General features: G+C 64.2%; 14 protein-coding genes. 3 read left to right on the top strand and 11 right to left on the bottom strand.

The features are described 5' to 3' along the window. Positions 1-134 precede the first annotated feature (134 nt). Together FVD38_RS24075 and FVD38_RS24070 are read right to left on the bottom strand one after the other, a co-directional pair. The gene (locus FVD38_RS24075; protein ID WP_147937120.1) at positions 135-2021 is read right to left on the bottom strand and encodes a chemotaxis protein CheA; all 1887 of its coding nucleotides are present in this window, start codon (positions 2019-2021) and stop codon (positions 135-137) included. Next, on the bottom strand, positions 2021-2890 hold the full coding sequence (locus tag FVD38_RS24070; RefSeq protein WP_147937119.1) for a protein phosphatase CheZ: 870 nt from the start codon (positions 2888-2890) through the stop codon (positions 2021-2023). Before FVD38_RS24070 ends, FVD38_RS24075 begins: the two co-directional genes overlap by 1 nt. Positions 2891-3278: 388 nt before the next feature. Between FVD38_RS24070 and FVD38_RS24065 the strand changes: the two genes are divergently transcribed. The 3 genes from FVD38_RS24065 (at position 3279) to FVD38_RS24055 (ending at position 5698) form a co-directional block, all read left to right on the top strand. After that, a complete protein-coding gene (locus tag FVD38_RS24065; RefSeq protein WP_147937118.1) occupies positions 3279-3746 on the top strand; it encodes a universal stress protein in 468 nt (155 codons plus the stop codon). A gap of 91 nt (positions 3747-3837) precedes the next feature. Next, entirely contained in the window at positions 3838-4482 is a 645-nt protein-coding gene (locus FVD38_RS24060) for a response regulator (protein ID WP_123071398.1), read from the top strand. Positions 4483-4903: 421 nt separating this feature from the next. Beyond that, positions 4904-5698 carry a Crp/Fnr family transcriptional regulator gene (locus FVD38_RS24055; RefSeq protein ID WP_147937143.1) on the top strand — a complete coding sequence of 265 codons (795 nt, stop codon included), beginning with the start codon at positions 4904-4906 and terminating at the stop codon, positions 5696-5698. 66 nt (positions 5699-5764) lie between these two features. Here FVD38_RS24055 and FVD38_RS24050 read toward each other — a convergent pair whose 3' ends face one another. The 9 genes from FVD38_RS24050 to FVD38_RS24010 form a co-directional block, all read right to left on the bottom strand. Next, positions 5765-6520, bottom strand: a complete 756-nt coding sequence (locus tag FVD38_RS24050) for a hypothetical protein (RefSeq protein ID WP_147937117.1) — start codon at positions 6518-6520, stop codon at positions 5765-5767. A gap of 120 nt (positions 6521-6640) precedes the next feature. Beyond that, a complete protein-coding gene (gene pdeM / locus FVD38_RS24045; protein WP_147937116.1) occupies positions 6641-7291 on the bottom strand; it encodes a ligase-associated DNA damage response endonuclease PdeM in 651 nt (216 codons plus the stop codon). Beyond that, entirely contained in the window at positions 7288-9759 is a 2472-nt protein-coding gene (locus tag FVD38_RS24040; protein ID WP_147937115.1) for a ligase-associated DNA damage response DEXH box helicase, read from the bottom strand. Before FVD38_RS24040 ends, pdeM begins: the two co-directional genes overlap by 4 nt. Beyond that, entirely contained in the window at positions 9756-11390 is a 1635-nt protein-coding gene (locus FVD38_RS24035; protein WP_147937114.1) for an ATP-dependent DNA ligase, read from the bottom strand. Before FVD38_RS24035 ends, FVD38_RS24040 begins: the two co-directional genes overlap by 4 nt. After that, positions 11383-12420: a ligase-associated DNA damage response exonuclease gene (locus FVD38_RS24030; protein ID WP_147937113.1), complete on the bottom strand. Its 1038-nt coding sequence runs from the start codon at positions 12418-12420 to the stop codon at positions 11383-11385. Before FVD38_RS24030 ends, FVD38_RS24035 begins: the two co-directional genes overlap by 8 nt. 9 nt (positions 12421-12429) lie before the next feature. After that, entirely contained in the window at positions 12430-14142 is a 1713-nt protein-coding gene (locus FVD38_RS24025) for a RecQ family ATP-dependent DNA helicase (RefSeq protein ID WP_147937112.1), read from the bottom strand. Between the two features lie 459 nt (positions 14143-14601). After that, positions 14602-16170 (bottom strand): alkyl hydroperoxide reductase subunit F, encoded by a 1569-nt coding sequence (ahpF, locus tag FVD38_RS24020; protein WP_147937111.1) that lies wholly within the window; start codon positions 16168-16170, stop codon positions 14602-14604. A gap of 107 nt (positions 16171-16277) precedes the next feature. Next, entirely contained in the window at positions 16278-16841 is a 564-nt protein-coding gene (gene ahpC, locus FVD38_RS24015; RefSeq protein WP_123071406.1) for an alkyl hydroperoxide reductase subunit C, read from the bottom strand. A 237-nt stretch (positions 16842-17078) separates the two neighbouring features. Continuing rightward, positions 17079-17447 (bottom strand): transposase (locus FVD38_RS24010; RefSeq protein ID WP_147937110.1); only part of this gene is annotated, 369 nt, incomplete at its 5' end.

The raw sequence follows: 17447 nt of genomic DNA, 5'->3' as shown, positions 1-17447 counted from the left end.
GTTTATGCCAACGACCTTACCACGCAGCAAATAATATTTGCAAGGGGTTTGCTGGATGCAAATAAAAAAAGCCTGTGTCACAAACACAGGCTTTTGTCTGCGCTTTTGGCGCAAGCGGCGAAAAGCGTCGCTTTTTATGCAGCCAGGCGCACGCTGCTCCTGCATCCATCCATCAGGAACGACAGGCCAACGACCAGCACCAGTTCGCCCTCGGCCGAACGCGCGGTGCCGGTGATGCCTTCGACCGTCAGCGCGGTCATCGGCTTGATCACCAGGTCGGCCGTGCCGTCCACCGCTTCCATCGCGAGGATGTAAGGCTGCGGCGCGTTGATGACGATGCCGACCTTCTCCGAAGCAGCCTCGTAGCCCAGCGCCAGCGCCAGCGAACGCACCGGCAGCGGGCGGCCCTGGTCTTTCAGCACCGGGGCGCCGCCGACGCAGGCGAAATCGTCCGGCAGCTCGACCACGCGCTCGACGACGGCCATCGGCAGCGCCAGTTGCGCACCCGAGGTCGACACCAGCATGGTCGGCACGATCGACAGCTCGATCGGCAGGCGGATCGCGAAGCGCGTGCCCTTGCCCAGCGAGGATTCGATGCGGATTGCGCCGCGGTTCTTCTCGACCGCCGTTTTCACGACGTCCATGCCGACGCCGCGGCCCGACACCGAGGAAGCCACTTCCTTGGTCGAGAAGCCCGGCAGGAACACCAGCTGATACGCGTCTTCGTCGCTCTGGGCGCCGTTCTCGCCGATCAGGCCCTTGTCGACCGCCTTCTTGCGCAGGACGACCGGGTCCATGCCCTTGCCGTCGTCCTGCAGCACGATCATGACGCTGTTCGCTTCCTGCCAGGCTTTCAGCAGAATGTACGCCTTGGCCGGCTTGCCGGCGGCGACGCGCGCTTCGGGCGCCTCGATACCGTGGTCCAGGGCGTTCCTCAGCATGTGCACCAGCGGATCGTAGAGGCTGTCCACCACCACGCGGTCGACTTCGGTCTCGGCGCCTTCGATGGTCAGCTCGACGTCCTTGCCGAGGTCTTTCGCCAGTTCGCGCACCAGGCGCGGGAATTTCTGGAACAGGCGGCCCACCGGCTGCATCCGGGTCGCGAGCGTGGCGCGCTGCAGCTCGGCCGAGTAGCGCGAAGCGCGCTCCAGGGTCTCGGTGAGCGTGGCGATCAGCACCGCGGCCTGGCCTTCGAACTTGAACTGCTGCAGGCGTTCCAGCAGCACCGCGGCCTGGTTGGCGGCCTGCACCGATTCGCCGGCCACTTCGAGCAGCGCGTCGAGCTTGACGGCGTCGATACGGATGCTTTCGTCCTTGGCCGGTGCGGCGGCGGCAGGCTTGTTGTCGTTGCGGCGTTCGACGCCATCCCAGTTCTTTCCGCCGGCGGCAGGTGCGGCGGGCGCAGCGGCAGCCGGTACGGGCGCCACTGCCACGGCTGCGACGGCGACCGGCGCAGCAGCAGCAACATCGGCGTTGGCGCCGATGGCGTTCGCCGCCGGCACCACGGCGTTGTACATGCCGGTCCAATCGAGGCCATCGGCATCGGCCGCAGCCGGGGCCACAACCACGGCCGCTGCGGTCGTCGCGACCGGGGCGGGAGCGGCCGGCGCGGCGGCGGCAGGCGCCGGCGCATTGTCCTTGCCTTCGATCGCGTCCATCAGGATGCGCTCGAGGTCGCCCGGCATCTGCGCCAGGCCTTCCGGCGGCGTGCCGTTGTTCAGGTCACCGAGCTGGTCGGCCACGAAGCCGGACGCCTGCAGCGCCGCCTCGATCGCGAGCGGCGTGACCGGCGCGGCGCCGGTGCGCAGCGCATCGAACAGGTTTTCGGTCAGGTGGCAGGCCGCCACCAGCGCGGGCAGGCCCATGAAACCGGCGCCGCCCTTGATCGTATGGAACGACCGGAACACCGCATTGAGCGTTTCCTTGTTATCGGGGTCGCGTTCGAGGCGCAGCAGGTGCTCTTCTACGTTTACCGCCAGATCCATCGCCTCGACGACGAAATCCTTCAGCATATCGTCCATTAGAATCCCAGATCGGCAAGAAGATCGTCAACATTGTCCTGGTTCAGCGCCGCATCCGGCACCGATGGGCCCTGCATCAGTTGCACGGGCGCAGGCTGCTCCTGTTCTTTCTTGGCCAGCTTTTCCTTGACGTCAGGAGGCGCGTTGTCGCGCAGCAGCTGGGCCAGCTCGCTCTCGACGGTCTGCGTGATCTTGACGACTTTCTTGATCAGCTGGCCGGTGATGTCCTGGAAGTCCTGGGCCATCATGATCTCGAGCAGACGTGCACGCTCGGCTTCGGTCGCTTCATTGACGCGCGCCGCGAACTGGCGCGAATCGCCGGCCAGGGCCTTGAATTCGTCCAGGCTCATCCTGCCTTCGAACAGGTCGGCCCAGCGGGTTTCCATGTCCTTGGCCTGCTTTTGCAGCTGGTCTTGCGCCGGCATGCCCTCGTCCAGCGTGTTGAGCACCTTGTTGGCTGCCTGTTCGGTCAGGGTGGCGACGTATTCCAGGCGGTCCTGGGCGTCGACGATCTGCGACGAGGCCTCGGTCAGCGCCTTGTCGTAGCCCAGCTCGCGCAGCGAGTCGTGCAGCAGGCGGACGATGCCGCCCAGGCGTTCGAACATGCCGCCTTCGTGGCCTTCCTCGGCCGGTGCGGCTGCGGACGCCGCCGGCGCGACAGTGGCGACGACAGCGGTGGCGGCCACGGCGGCGACGGCCGGAGCGGCGGTGGCGGATACCTGGTCGAACAAGGATTCCAGGTCGTCCTCGTCGTTGCTGGCGGCGGCCGGGGCCGGCTCGGTCGCTGCGGAGGGGCCGGGCGGTGCGCTGGTGCGCTGCGCCGCCACTTCCTCGAATAGTGCGTCGAAATCGTCAGCGGCGTCGGTCATAATCCCTGCTTCTCCATAATGTATAAATGAGCATTCAGCTCTGCAATCCGGGGGTTCTGCTGCATCCACCGGGCCATTTCGGCCGGTTAAGTTTCGGTGGAGTAATTAAAGCGAGTGTAGCAGCGTGGTTGCCGCAGGTAAATCTCAGAGAGGGCAATGCAACAAAATGGACAAGGAAACTTAATTCCGCGACAATTAAAACCGGGTGTTCCTGATGCTTTTTATAAGCTCGGTGTTGTATTTTGTAATCGCAGCTCAGTTTTGAAGGGGTAGTGTCGCATCGCGGCAGCTTGCGTTCATTTGATAGAACTCAACTGTTTGCGTCTCAGAAATCGCCATCCTGCACTGAGTCGTCTGAATGTGCGTGGCCACGGAGGAGGAACCAAGCATGTACCGCAAGATCCTGATCACCACCGACGGTTCGGCCGTGTCGCAGCATACCGCCTGCGCCGGCGTCAAATTCGCGCAGCAGATGGGCGCCGAGGTGCTGGCCCTGTTCGTCGCCCCCGAGTACCAGTATCCCGTGTACGTCGAAATCATCCCGCCCGCCTACCCCAGCGAAGAGGAATACATCGCCCAAATGCGGCGCATGGGCGAGGAATACATGGGCAAGATCACCCGCTCCTGCGCCAGCGCTCTCCTCCAGTGCCAGTGCATGACGGCGTTTTCCGATTCGGCGGCGCTCAAGATCGTCGACGTCGCCGAGCGGGAAGGCTGCGACCTGATCTTCATGGGCTCGCACGGCCGCAGCGGCTGGAACCAGCTGCTGCTGGGCAGCGTTACTAACAAGGTGTTGTCGCACACGACCAAGCCCGTGCTGGTGCACCGCCTGATCGCCGAACCAGCGGCTTCCTGACCCCGCCACTCACGCGTTCATGTATTTACAGTTACAATTGTTTTTTTGCTGATCCAGGGTAGGAAACCGCTTCAGGTTCAAGGAATCGATAATGGTAAGAATCGTCATCGCCGATGACCACACAATCATGCGCGAGGGCCTCAAGCGCATCCTGGACGGCGCCGAGGAAGTCGACATCGTGGGCGAAGCCACCAATGGCTTCGAAGTCTTGTCGCTGGTACGCCAGGGCGGCTTCGACCTGCTGCTGCTCGACCTGTCCATGCCCGGCCGCAGCGGCGTCGACCTGATCCGGCAGGTGCGCAGCGAAGCGCCCAAGCTGGCCATCCTGATCCTCACCATGCACGAGGAAGAGCAGTACGCGGTGCGCGCGATCCGGGCCGGCGCCCAGGGCTATCTGACCAAGGAGAGCGCGGGCACGCAGCTGGTGGGGGCGATCCGCAAGGTGGCTTCGGGGCGTCCCTACATCAGTACCGAAGTGGCCGAACAATTGGCGCTGAACATCATGGCGCCTAGTGAACAATTGTTGCACAAGCAGTTGTCAGACCGCGAGTTCGAGGTGTTTTCGCACCTGGTCAGCGGCAAATCGATCACCGAGATCGCCAACGGCCTGCACCTGTCGGTGAAAACCGTCAGCACCCACAAGACCCGCATCATGCAGAAAATGGGCATGAGCTCGCTGTCCGAGATGGTGCAATATGCCGTCGCACACCGCCTGTTATCGCCGCTGAAGGCTTGATGCACTGATTTTCTTTGACCGCCGCGCGTGGTTTTCGTGCGGCGCACGCCCCATTTCCCCGGCCGGCTCCGCCACCGCGTCACACTCCGCCTGTTTCCGTTCTGCCACCTTCCGCCATTCGGGCGGCGTTCTTGGTGGTAGGAGTTTTCCTACGACTGCACCATCTGTCCTACCTACATATTCAGGCAACGCTGATATTCGTGCCGGACTCGTGTTGGCATACTGAATTCAGCGTTTCGACTTGCTTGCGATCCAAGTCACGGCGTCAGCCATATAAAACCATGGCATGGCAGACGCGCTACCGCACGCTGCCGTGCCGCCGGGATCGCGTGAAACCTGAGTTCCCTTACCGGAGATGAGCATGCAGTCCCAGCCACCGTCAGATCAACGCAACGTTACCCAGCCTACCCTGCATTCCCCGATGGAAGCGGGACGGCAGCGCCAGGGCCGCCTCTGGTCCAACCTGAAAGAAGTGTGCGACCTGCTCCGTATTCCAGCCAGCGTGTCGGTGAGCTCCGAAGAATTGCTGTTCCAGCACGTGCAGTTCAAGACGGGCCAGCGCGTGCACACGATCGGCCAGGCCTTCGACACCCTGTACATCGTCAACTCGGGCTTCCTCAAGACGGTGCTGATCGACGAATTCGGCAACGAGCAGGTGCTGAGCTTCCCCATGAAGGGCGATATGCTCGGCGTCGACGGCATCCACACCCGCCACTACGCCTCCGAGGCCGTGGCCCTGTCCGACTGCGACCTGATCCTGCTGCCGTTCAAGAAACTGACCGCACTGGGTCGCGTCCACAGCGAACTCGAGAACATGATGTATGGCGTGATGAGCCGCGAACTGGTGCGCGAGCAGACCATGATCGGCATGCTCGGCGCCCTGTCGGCCGAGGCGCGCGTGGCCCGTTTCCTGGTCTCGCTGGCCGACCGCTTTGCCGCGATGGGTTATTCCAGCAAGCTGTTCAACCTGCGCATGACGCGCCACGAGATCGGCAGCTACCTCGGCCTCACGCTCGAAACCGTCAGCCGTACCTTGTCGGCCTTCAACGAAATCGGCCTGATTACCGTCGACCAGCGCACCATCGGCATCAAGGATGCCGAAGCGCTCAAGACCCTGCGCCGCCTGCCGCCCTCGCGTTCGCGCACCAAGGGCGCCGCCAAACAGAAAGCCGAACTCGACCAGCCTGGCGATGACCAGGTGCTGGCAACGGCCTGAACTCCCCGGCGTTACGCCAACGACGATGCCCGCTTGCAAAGGCGGGCATCGTCGTTGGCGCTTGCCTTATTCCTTATCCAGGGACAGTACGCCGTCGTTGACACGCACCCGGTCGCCCTTGCGGTAGCCGGGATGGTTGTCGTACTCGATCGCCTGGGTCGCTTCGGTCGTATCGAAGCGCACCGTCACCCGATACCGCTGAGCGGCCTGCACGTCGCTGGCCAGCGGTCGCGCCGCCCCGGTTGCCTCACGCACGATCTCGATTTTCTCGACAACTGCGCAGCTGGTGCAATAACGCGCCACACGTGGCCGCTCGGTCGTGCGCGGCGGTGGCGGCGGCGCGGCGCCCGGGGCCGCACTGACGACACCGGCATCCTTCGACGCCAGTTGTCGCACCGGCTCTTGCGACTGCGCCTGCGTGCCAGCACCGCTCACCAGGCCGTCGCGCAGCACGGTGGTGGCGACCTGGCTGCCCAGCCGCATTTCGGCGGTCACCGGGCTGCCGGGCTGGAAGCGGTCGTGGTTGCCGATCACATAGCTGCCGCTGTAACGGCCGGGGTCGGTTTCCTGCATCTGGACGCCGCGGGTGGCGCCGTCGATGGTCACGTTCACCGTGGCGTTCTGGGTCCCATATACGTGGAAGTGCAAGGCGGCGCCCTGCTCCAGGCGCGGTACTTTTTCGACGTGGAAGCCTTCGATGGCGGGCGTCACGGTGCGGCTCTGCGGCGAGGTCTGCGCCAGGGCCGTGCTGCTCGTCGCCAGCAGCATGCCGGCCGGCGCCAGGGCAGCCACCAGGGAACACATCAGGATGCGTTTTTTCATGGCAATCTCCCAATATCCTAGAAATTAGCGGGACGGCATGACACCGCCTTCGATCCAGGAAGACAATACCCCGGCGAAAAAGCAAGGTCCGTACGCTTTCGAACCAATGGCAGGCATGGGCTAGCAGACGGCGTGGACGGCGTCGCCCGAGGTCACATAGATATGGTCGCCCGGCCCCGGCTTGACTGCGTGGCCGCCGGTAAACGCGCCGAACGACGGCAGGATCAATCCCTGCTCGCCGACGACGAAGCACGGCAGGCGCAGCGCGTCGAAGCGCGTCGCCAACACATAGACCGGGTGCACGTGGCCGGCCAGGCCATAGCCCGCGGCGTCGACGCCGGGATGGTGGCAAAAGGCAAACGGCCCGATCGCATGCGGCTCGTCCACCAGCGCCATCCCCAGCGCCTCCGCCGGGTCGCCCGCGTGCAGGTCGTGGTTGCCGCGCACCAACATCAAGGCCAGACCGGGATGGCGCCCGCGCCAGGCCAGCATCGCCAGCTGGGTCGAGCTGGCGTGGGCGGCACGCGCATGCAAAAAGTCTCCCAGGAAGGCCACCTGGCGCACGTCGTGCGCGGCTACCAGGGCATCGAGGCCGGCCAGGTTTTCCGAGGTCGTGCCGCGCGGCACCGGCACCCCGAGCGCGCGGAAGGCGGCCGCCTTGCCGAAATGGATGTCGGCGATGATCAGCATCCGTTCGCGCGGCCAATAGAGGGCCTTTTCCGGCAACAGCAGGAGCGATTCGCCGGCCACCTCCACCATGACGCCGCTCATGCCGCCGCCTTCTCGAGCTCGCGCAGCATGCGCGCCACCCGGTCGTTGAGTTTCTCGGTGCTGACCTTTTCGCGGAAACGTTCGACCATCAGGGCAAACCCGAATGGCGTCGCCCGTTTTACTTCGCGATAGGCGACGCGACGCGCGTGCAGCTCGGTCAGCGTGTCGCGCAGGCGCGTCAGCTCGAGCTCCTGCTCCATCACCTCGCGCTCGGCCTGGGTCAGGAGCAGGTTGCCGGCGTCGTGCTTGCGAAACACCTCGAAGAACAGCGAGGACGAGGCCTGCAGCTGGCGGTTCGACTTCGGCTGGCCCGGATAGCCCAAGAACACCAGGCCGGCGATGCGCGCCACTTCGCGAAAGCGCTGCTGCGACAGCTGGGTCGCATTGAGGCTGTCGATCACGTCTTCCAGCAGGCGGTCGGTATCGAACAGGTCCACGCCGGCGCCGGTCGGCGCGTCGAATATGCGCGCCCAGTCCACTGGCTCGGGCGCCATCAGCTCGAAGCCGTAGTCGTTGATGGCGATCGAAAACGTGATCGGCTGCACGCGGCCGACGCGAAAGGCGATCAGGGACGCCAGGCCCATGTGCACCGAGCGGCCGGCGAATGGATACACGAACAGGTGGTAACCCTCGCGGCTCTTCATCGACTCGAGCACCAGTACCTCGCTCGTCGGCAGCGCCGACCAGCGCTGCTGGATCGCGATCAAAGGTTCGATGGCGCGCATCTCGGGGCCGTCGAACACGCCCTGGTCGGCCAGGCGCAGCTCCTCCAATGCGGCGTGGGCCAGCTCGTTCGACATCGGCATCTTGGCGCCCTGCCAACGCGCGATCGCGCCGCGGGTGCCGGTGGCGCGTTTCACGAAGGCGGTCAGCTCGTGCACGCGCACGAACTCCAGGATGCGTCCGCCGAACAGGAAGCGGTCGCCGGGCTTCAGGCGCGAGATGAAGGATTCTTCCACGCTCCCGATCCTGCCGCCACTCATGTACTTCACCTGAATCGTGGCGTCGGACATGATGGTGCCGATACCCATCCGGTGGCGGCGGCCGATGGCGCTGTCGGGCACGCGGTAGACGCCCTCCTCGTCCGGCAGCACGCGCCGGTATTCGGGATACACGGTCAGGCTCTGGCCGCCGCGCGCGACGAAGTCGAGCGCCCACTGCCATTCTTCCTGCGTCAGATGGCGATAGGACCAGGCCTGCCGCACTTCCTCATACAGCTCTTCGGAACGAAAGCCCCCGCCCAGCGCCACCGTCACCAGGTGCTGCACCAGCACGTCGAACGGTTTGTTCGGCACGTAGCGGCCTTCGATGCGGCGCGCCGCCACCGCCTTTTTCGCGCCGGCCGCTTCCAGCAGTTCCAGGCTATTGGTCGGCACCAGGGTCACGCGCGAGACCCTGCCCGGCGCATGGCCGCTGCGGCCGGCGCGCTGCAGCAGGCGCGCCACGCCCTTGGCGCTGCCGATCTGCAGCACGCGCTCGACCGGCAAGAAGTCCACGCCAAGATCGAGGCTGGCGGTGCAGATCACCGCCTTCAATATACCGCTCTTGAGACCCAGCTCGACCCACTCGCGCACCTCGCGGTCGAGCGAACCGTGGTGCAGCGCGATCACGCCGGCCCAGTCGGGCCGCGCCTCGAGGATGTTCTGGTACCAGATCTCGGCCTGCGAGCGGGTGTTGGTGAACACCAGGGTCGCCTCGTGTCCTTCGATCTCCTTGATCACCGGCTGCAGCATCTGCAGGCCCAGGTGGCCGCCCCAGGGAAAGCGCGAAACGTTCTCGGGGATCAGGCTGTCGACCACGATTTTCTTGCGCGTGTCGCCTTCGACCAGCACGCCCTTATCCGCGCCCTCCTCGCCTCCCAGCAGCACCTGGCGCGCCATGTCGAGATTGCCCATCGTGGCCGACACACCCCACACCAGCAATTCGGGACGCCAGCGCCGCAATCTCGCCAGCGCCAGCTGCACCTGCACGCCGCGCTTGCTGCCCATCAGTTCATGCCACTCGTCGACGATGATCATGTCGAGATGGCGGAACTGTTCATGGGCGGCGGCATTGCTGATCATGAGCGTCAGGCTCTCGGGCGTCGTCACCAGCGCCGCGGGCATGCTGCGCGCCTGGCGCGCCCGCTCGGCCGGCTTGGTGTCGCCGGTGCGGGCGCCGATGCGCCATTCGGGCAGCAGCTCGGCGGTGGAATCTTCCAACGCACGCTGGGTGTCGGCCGCCAGCGCGCGCATCGGCGTGATCCACAGCACGCGCAGGCCCGCCTTGGCCCTTCCCGTCTCCAGGCCGGCGCGCTGCAGGGCCGCGAACCAGACCGCGAAGGTCTTGCCGGCGCCGGTATTCGCATGCAGCAGGCCCGATTCCCCCTTCAGCGCGGCCTTCCACACCGCACGCTGGAACGGGAACGCGGTCCAGCCGCGGCTGGACAACCATGCGTCGATGCGGGTGCTTACCGGATTACGACTCATGCGGTGGCCGCCTCCAGCAAGCCCTTGAGCGTGTCGAGCGTATCGGCTTCCTCCACCGGCTTGTCGGTGCGCCGGCGCAGGATGCGCGGAAAGCGCACCGCGATCCCCGCCTTGTGACGCGGCGACAGCGCAATGCCCTCGAAGCCGATCTCGAACACCATGGTCGGCTTCACCGAACGCACCGGTCCGAATTTCTCGATGGTCGTGCGCCGGATGGCGTTGTCGACCTGGGCGATCTCGGCGTCGGTCAGGCCGGAATAGGCTTTCGCGAACGGCACCAGCTTTCGCTCGGCGCCTTCGCCATCCCAGACTGCAAAGGTGTAGTCGGTGTAGAGCGAGGCGCGCCGGCCGCTGCCCGGCTGGGCATACAGCAGCACGGCGTCGATGGCGTAAGGGTCGATCTTCCACTTCCACCAGGTACCCACGTCCTTGGTGCGGCCAACGCCATACTGCGCCGTGCGGCTCTTGAGCATCATGCCCTCCACGCCGCGGGCGCGCGATCCGGCGCGCAGCGTCGCCAGCGCTTCCCAGCTGTCGGCATGGACCAGCGGCGACAGGCGCAGCTGCGGCTGCTCCAGCTTGGCCACTTCCACTTCGAGCAGCGCACGCCGCTCGTGCTGCGGCAGGCCGCGCAGGTCGACGCCGTCGAGCTCCAGCAGGTCGTAGCAGCACAGCACGGCCGGCAGCTCGCCCAGCAGCTTGGCTGACAGGGTCTTGCGGCCGATGCGCTTTTGCAGGTCGGCGAAAGGAGAAGGCAGGTCGGAATCCGGCTGCCAGATCAGCACCTCGCCATCGAGCACCATCCCGTCCGGCAGGCGCGCCGCCGCCAGCTCGGGAAAGCGCTCGGTGATCAGATCTTCGCCGCGCGACCACAGGAAGCTCTGGCCGTCGCGCCGCACCAGTTGCGCGCGGATGCCGTCGTACTTCCACTCCACCAGCCAGTCATCCAGCTCGCCCAGGGTGGCCGGGTCGCCATTGAGCTGATGCGACAGGAAGAAAGGGTAAGGTTGGCCGCCGCGCAGCTTGTGTTCTTCGTCCGATTGCTCGGCGATCAGCTGCAGGAAGCCTGCTGCCGTCGGTTTCACGCGGCCATCGGTCCAGCCCATCAGGCGCTGGGCGATCAATTTGCTGTCGACCGCGGCGATCGCGGCCAACGCACGCGTCACCAGCAGTTTCGAGACGCCGACCCGGAAGCCCCCGCCGATCAGCTTCACCAGCAGGAAGCGCTCGCGCCAATCCAGCTCGTTCCAGTACGTGAACAAGGCTTCGCGGATGCGACCGGGATCTGCGCCGCGCAAGGGGCCAATGCGTTCTTCCATCCATTCGGCCAGCCCGACGTCGGAGCGTTGGGTGGGCGGCGGCAGGATGTGGGCGATGGTCTCGGCGAAGTCGCCCACGGCATGATAGGACTCGTCGAACAGCCATTCGTCCAGTGCCGCGTACTCGATGGCGAACTGGCGCAGCAGCTTGGTCGGCACCGCCTGGCGCGGCTTGCCGCCGGCCAGGAAGTAGACTGCCCAGGCGGCGTTCTCGGGCGCGGCATTGGCGAAGTAGCCCTGCAGCGCGTCGAGCTTGCGGGTGGTCGACGTGGTTTCGTCGAGGTCGGCGTACAGGCGGGCGAATTCACGCATCGGCTTCTTTCGAGGCCGCCGCGCCGGCCGGCGGCGTCGATTCGTCTTCTTCCTCGTCGCCGTATTCGGTCTCGAAGCCCGATGCGTCCAGCCCGTTCTGGCACAGCCAGCGCACCAGGGTCGGAATGGAGCCGTGGGTAACGATCACGCGCTGGGCCTCGGTCGCCTTGATGGCGCTCATCAGGCCCGGCCAGTCGGCGTGGTCGGACAGCACGAAGCCGCGATCGACGCCGCGCCGGCGCCGTGCGCCGCGCAGCAGCATCCAGCCGCTGGCGAAGGAATCGCTGTAGTCGCCGAAGCGCTTCATCCACGTCGAGCCGCTGGCGGACGGCGGCGCCACCACCAGCGCGCGGCGCAGGGCCGCCTTCTCGATATCGGTGACCAGCACCGTCGGCGGAATGTCGACGCCTTCCGCGCGGTAGGCGCGGTTGAGCGGCTCGACCGAACCGTGACAGACAATCGGGCCGATCGATGGATCGAGCCCGGCCAGGATGCGCTGCGCCTTGCCGAAGGAGTAGGCGAACACCACGCTGCAGCGACCCTCTTCCGCATTCTTGCGCCACCAGGCATTGATCTCTTCCATCAGCTGGGCTTCCGGCTGCCAGCGGTAGATCGGCAGGCCGAAGGTCGATTCGGTGATGAAGGTGTCGCAGCGCACCGGCTCGAACGGCGCGCAGGTTTTATCCGGTTCGACCTTGTAGTCGCCCGATGCGACCCACACTTCGCCGCCGCATTCCATGCGCACCTGGCTTGATCCCAGCACATGGCCGGCCGGGTGCAGCGAGATCGTCACGCCGTTGTGGACGATCTTCTCACCATACTCGAGCGCATCGACCGAGATATCGCCCAGCCGCGACTTGAGCACGCCGATGCCGGGCGTCGCCGCCAGGTAGTGGCCGTGGCCGACGCGCGCGTGGTCGCCATGGGCATGCGTGATGACGGCGCGCGCGACCGGCCGCCATGGGTCGATGTAGAAATCCCCCGGCACGCAGTACAGCCCCTCCTTGCGAACGACGACCATGTCTCCCATCAGCATCCCTTACGTGGCTACCTGATCGAGGAAATCGGCCATGAAGCTGCGGCTTTCGCCATCCGCGAAGTCGACCGTCACCTGCTCGCCGGCGATGGCGATCACTACCCCTTCGCCATACTTGGCCGACCTGGCGCACGCGCCGACCTCGAACTTCGGCTTTGGCGCTTCTTCAGCCGGCTCGCGGTCGAATTCGTCGTCGCGGATCACGATGTCTTCGGAGAGGCTCAGCGCCGGCGGGTTCAGGCAGTTGTCGCACTTGCAGCAGCTTTCAAAACCGGGCGCCTGGTCGCCAAAGTAATCGAGCAGCAGCTTCCAGCGGCAAAAGCCGCTGACGGCATAGCCGACCATCTGCTCCAGCGCGTCCTTGTCGCGTTCCTGCTTCTGCACATAGACCTGGGCCAGGCGCGCGTACACGCCGGGACGCGGCTCGGCCGCGCTGGGCAGGTAGTCCAGCTTGCGGTTCTGGCGCACCAGCTTGGCGTCCTTGAGCAGCTTGAGGCAGACCTTGATATTGGCGTCGGCGATGTCTTCCAGCGCGTCCTCGAGGCGGCGGCCGGTGACGGCGCCCTCCTCGGCCAGGGTGCGCACGGTTTCGTGCACCAACTGCAGTTCTTGCGCATCGGGGTAGTGCTTGACCAGGAAGAACTGCTGGATGCGCTTGTCGTCTTGCAGGAACAGCAGCGTGCATTCGGCGTCCAGGCCGTCGCGGCCGGCGCGGCCCGATTCCTGGTAATAGGATTCGAGGTTGGCCGGAATCTGCAGGTGGACCACGAAGCGGGTATCGCTCTTGTCGATGCCCATGCCGAAGGCATTGGTGGCCACCATCACGCGCCGCTCGCCTTCCATGAACAGGTCCTGGTTCATTTTGCGCTCGGCGGACGGCAGCTTGCCGTGGTACAGGGTGACAGATTCGCCGGCTTCCTCGAGCACGGCCAGCATCTCCTCGGCCACCTTGACGGTGGCGGCATACACGATGCCCACGCCCGGTGTCTCCTGCACCAGGCGCAGCGCCTCCTGGTATTTCTCCTTGGCGCTGGTGACTTGCCGCACGCGGTAATGCAGATTGGGCCGGTAAATGCCGGTATTGATCACATTGAGCTTGCGGCCCAACTGCTTGCCGATGTCGGCGATCACCTCGTCGGTGGCAGTGGCCGTCAGCGCCAGCACTGGCGGGCGACCGATCGCCTCGATCGCGGCGGCCAGGCCGATATAGGCCGGGCGGAAATCGTGGCCCCATTGCGAGATGCAGTGCGCCTCGTCGATCACGACGATGTCGAGCGTGACCTTGCGCAGCACGGCGATGAATTCGGGCGAGACCAGGCGTTCCGGGGTGCAGAACACGATCTCGCACGATTCGCTGGCGATCGCTTCGAGGGCGGCGTGTTCTTCTTCGGCGCACAGGCTGCTGTTGACCTGGACCGAGCGGATACCGATCTCTTCCAGCTTCTCGAGCTGGTCTTTCATGAGGGAGATTAATGGAGAAACAACCACAGTTATCCCCTCCAGCATCTTGGCCGGGATCTGGTAGCACAGCGACTTGCCGCCGCCGGTGGGCATGATGGCCAGGGTGTCCTTGCCGTCGAGTACGCTGTCGATCACGCGCTGCTGGCCTTCGCGCAGCTGCGCGATGCCGAACACGGCGTCCAGGAGGCGTCGGATGGTATTGCGGCGCACGGCGAGCAGGCCGCGGTGCATGAGGGTGGGGTCGTGTCGGGTCATGATGACGCCGACTTTATTAGTACGGCGACAACTCGACTATAGGACGCCACCTACTTCAGGCGTAGGAGGTCAACTTTTGGCGGGGTCGTCACGTTATAGGCGGGGTGCTACGTCTACTTGTGTCAATTGTGCGACACAAATTCTCGACAAGGTTTAGTCCTACAACTAGACGGATATTTGACCGATGCCGGGTGTCCAGCTAGACATTTACTATTGTGACCATCAATCACAGCCCCGCCATCTTCAGGAGAACCATCATGTCCCGCCGCCCTATGACCTGGACCGCAGTCCACCTGGCCCTTGCCAGCGCGGCCACCTGGTTTCTCCTGGAGTCCGGCGCGCTGTCGTCGGCGTTGCTGTTCTCGTTCCACTGATTCCACTCCATAAAAAAACGCCGCCTTCCAGTGGAAGACGGCGTTCATTTTCTTGACCTAGCGGGCCGCGTGGCCCGCTCAGTCATCAAGCAGCTTTCTGCTCTTCCTCTTCCACCGGCAGGCGGATCAGGTGATCGAAGGCGGCCAGCGATGCCTTGGCGCCCTCGCCCACTGCGATCACGATCTGCTTGAACGGCACCGTGGTGACGTCGCCGGCGGCGAACACGCCTGGCAGCGACGTGTGGCCGCGGGCATCGACTTCGATCTCGCCGTGCGCCGACAGGTCGATCGTGCCCTTGAGCCATTCGGCGTTCGGCACCAGGCCGATCTGCACGAACACGCCTTCCAGCTCCAGCTTGTGCAGTTCGCCGGTGGTGCGGTCCTTGTAGCTCAGGCCGTTGACGATCTTGCCGTCGCCGTGGATCTCGGTGGTCTGGGCCGACTTGATCACCTTGACGTTCGGCAGCGAGTACAGCTTGCGTTGCAGGACCGCATCGGCGCGCAGCTCATTGCCGTATTCGATCAGGGTCACTTCCTTGACGATGCCCGCCAGGTCGATCGCCGCTTCGACGCCGGAGTTGCCGCCGCCGATCACCGACACGCGCTTGCCCTTGAACAGCGGGCCGTCGCAGTGCGGGCAGTATGCCACGCCGTGGTTCTTGTACTCTTTCTCGCCCGGCACGTTGATCTCGCGCCAGCGGGCGCCGGTGGCGATAATCACCGACTTCGACTTGAGCACCGCGCCGGTCTCGGTATGCACCTCGATCAGCTTGCCGCCCACCAGCTTGCTGGCGCGCTGGGTGTTCATGATGTCGACGTCATATTCCTTGACGTGTTCTTCCAGGGCGACGGCGAACTTCGGACCGTCGGTGGCCTTGAGCGACACGAAGTTCTCGATCGCGAGGGTGTCCAGCACCTGGCCGCCGAAGCGGTCGGCCAGCACGCCGGTACGGATGCCCTTGCGAGCGGCGTAGATCGCGGCTGCCGCGCCAGCGGGGCCGCCGCCGACGATCAGCACGTCGAACGGGTCTTTCTGGCTCAGTTCGGCAGCTTTGCGCTCACCGCCCTTGACGTCGATCTTCGACAGGATCTCTTCGACGTTGGTGCGGCCCTGGCCGAAATGCTGGCCGTTCAGGAACATCATCGGCACGGCCAGGATCTGCTTGTCTTCCACTTCTTTCTTGAAGACGCCGCCATCGATCGTCACGACCTTGATGCGCGGGTTGATGACCGACATCGTGTTCAGTGCCTGCACGACTTCCGGGCAGTTATGGCACGACAGCGAGATGTAGGTCTCGAAAACGTAGTCGCCGTCCAGGGCTGCGATCTGGTCGATGACGGATTGTTCCAGCTTGATGGTGTGGCCGCCGACGTGCAGCAGGGCCAGCACCAGCGAGGTGAATTCGTGGCCCAGCGGGATGCCGGCGAAACGCACACCGATATCGGTGCCGACGCGGTTGATCGCGAACGAAGGGGTGCGCTCGTTGGCTTCCTGACGAACGGTAATCTTGTCGGACAGGGCTGCGATCTCATTGAGCAGCTCGTCCATTTCGCGCGATTTCGGCGAATCATCCAGTGCTGCAACCAGCTCGATCGGCTGCACCACTTTTTCCAGATAGGCTTGCAACTGTTTCTTGAGGGTTGCGTCCAGCATGATGTTTTTCCTTTGATTCTATTTGACTTAACTTCTATACAGGCCGGGCGTGAAACGGGCCGCCGCAGCGGCCCGTTCGCGGGTGCTACTTGACTACTGCTTACTGCTTAGATCTTGCCGACCAGGTCCAGCGACGGGGTCAGGGTTTCTGCGCCTTCGGTCCACTTGGCTGGGCAGACTTCGCCTGGGTGCGAAGCGACGTACTGGGCTGCCTTGACTTTGCGCATCAATTCCGAAGCGTCGCGGCCGATGCCGTTGTCGTGCACTTCCATGATCTTGATCTGGCCTTCTGGATTGATCACGAAGGTACCGCGCAGTGCCATGCCTTCTTCTTCGATCATGACTTCGAAGTTACGCGACAGGACGCCGGTTGGGTCGCCGATCAGTGGGTAGTTCACTTTCTTGATCGCTTCCGAGGTGTCGTGCCATGCCTTGTGGGCGAAGTGGCTGTCGGTCGACACGCCGTACACATTGACGCCCAGCTTTTCGAATTCCGGCTGGAATGCGGCCAGATCTTCCAGTTCGGTCGGGCAGACGAAGGTAAAGTCGGCCGGGTAGAACATCACCACCGACCAGGTACCCTTGAAGTTCTCTTCGGTCAGGTCGATGAACTTGCCGTTGTGGTAAGCGGTGGCTTTGAACGGCTTGATCTGGGTGTTGATGAGGGACATGTAATCTCCTGTTTGGGGGTTGGATGAAACGTATGACAAGCAGTTTACCGCCCTGCCCGCCGTTTGTGAAATTGATTGATTCGATATTCTTGATTGATTTTAGCTATCAGTCAAGTACAACTCTGCCGTCCTGGGCAAAGGAGGGTCTCGAACAAACCCGGACAGTGTGTCGCAAATGGCAAGCGGGTGCAACCGCCGTCTCGCTAGCCCCTCCAGGCAATAGCCCAACAATTAGGGTCAGATACCGTCTTGGATTGCAAGATTTTTGTGAAGGTAATTGGCGTCAAACGGCTTGCCGGTTCGAATGACGCCATAGATCAGGTGTGCCAGCTTATGTGTGACGGCGCTGATCACCGCTCGCTTGGCCATGCCGTTCGCTAGAAGGCGTTCGGCAAATTGACGAAGGATAGGGTTGTGGCGGCGTGCGACCATGCTCGGCATGAATAGCGCTGCCCGTAGCGATGTGTTGCCCGTCTTGCTCACCATCGTTCGGCCTTTGAGCGACGTGCCTGATGCTCTCTGTTTTGGGGTAAGCCCCAGAAAAGCGGCGAAGGCTTTCGCATTCTTGAAGCGTCGGATGTCACCAAGGTGGCCCAGTACTCGGGC

It is taken from the genome of Massilia arenae, from assembly GCF_008014745.1.
GTDB classification, from domain to species: Bacteria; Pseudomonadota; Gammaproteobacteria; order Burkholderiales; family Burkholderiaceae_D; genus Telluria; species Telluria arenae.
This window is presented reverse-complemented; position numbering and strand designations above follow the sequence as displayed.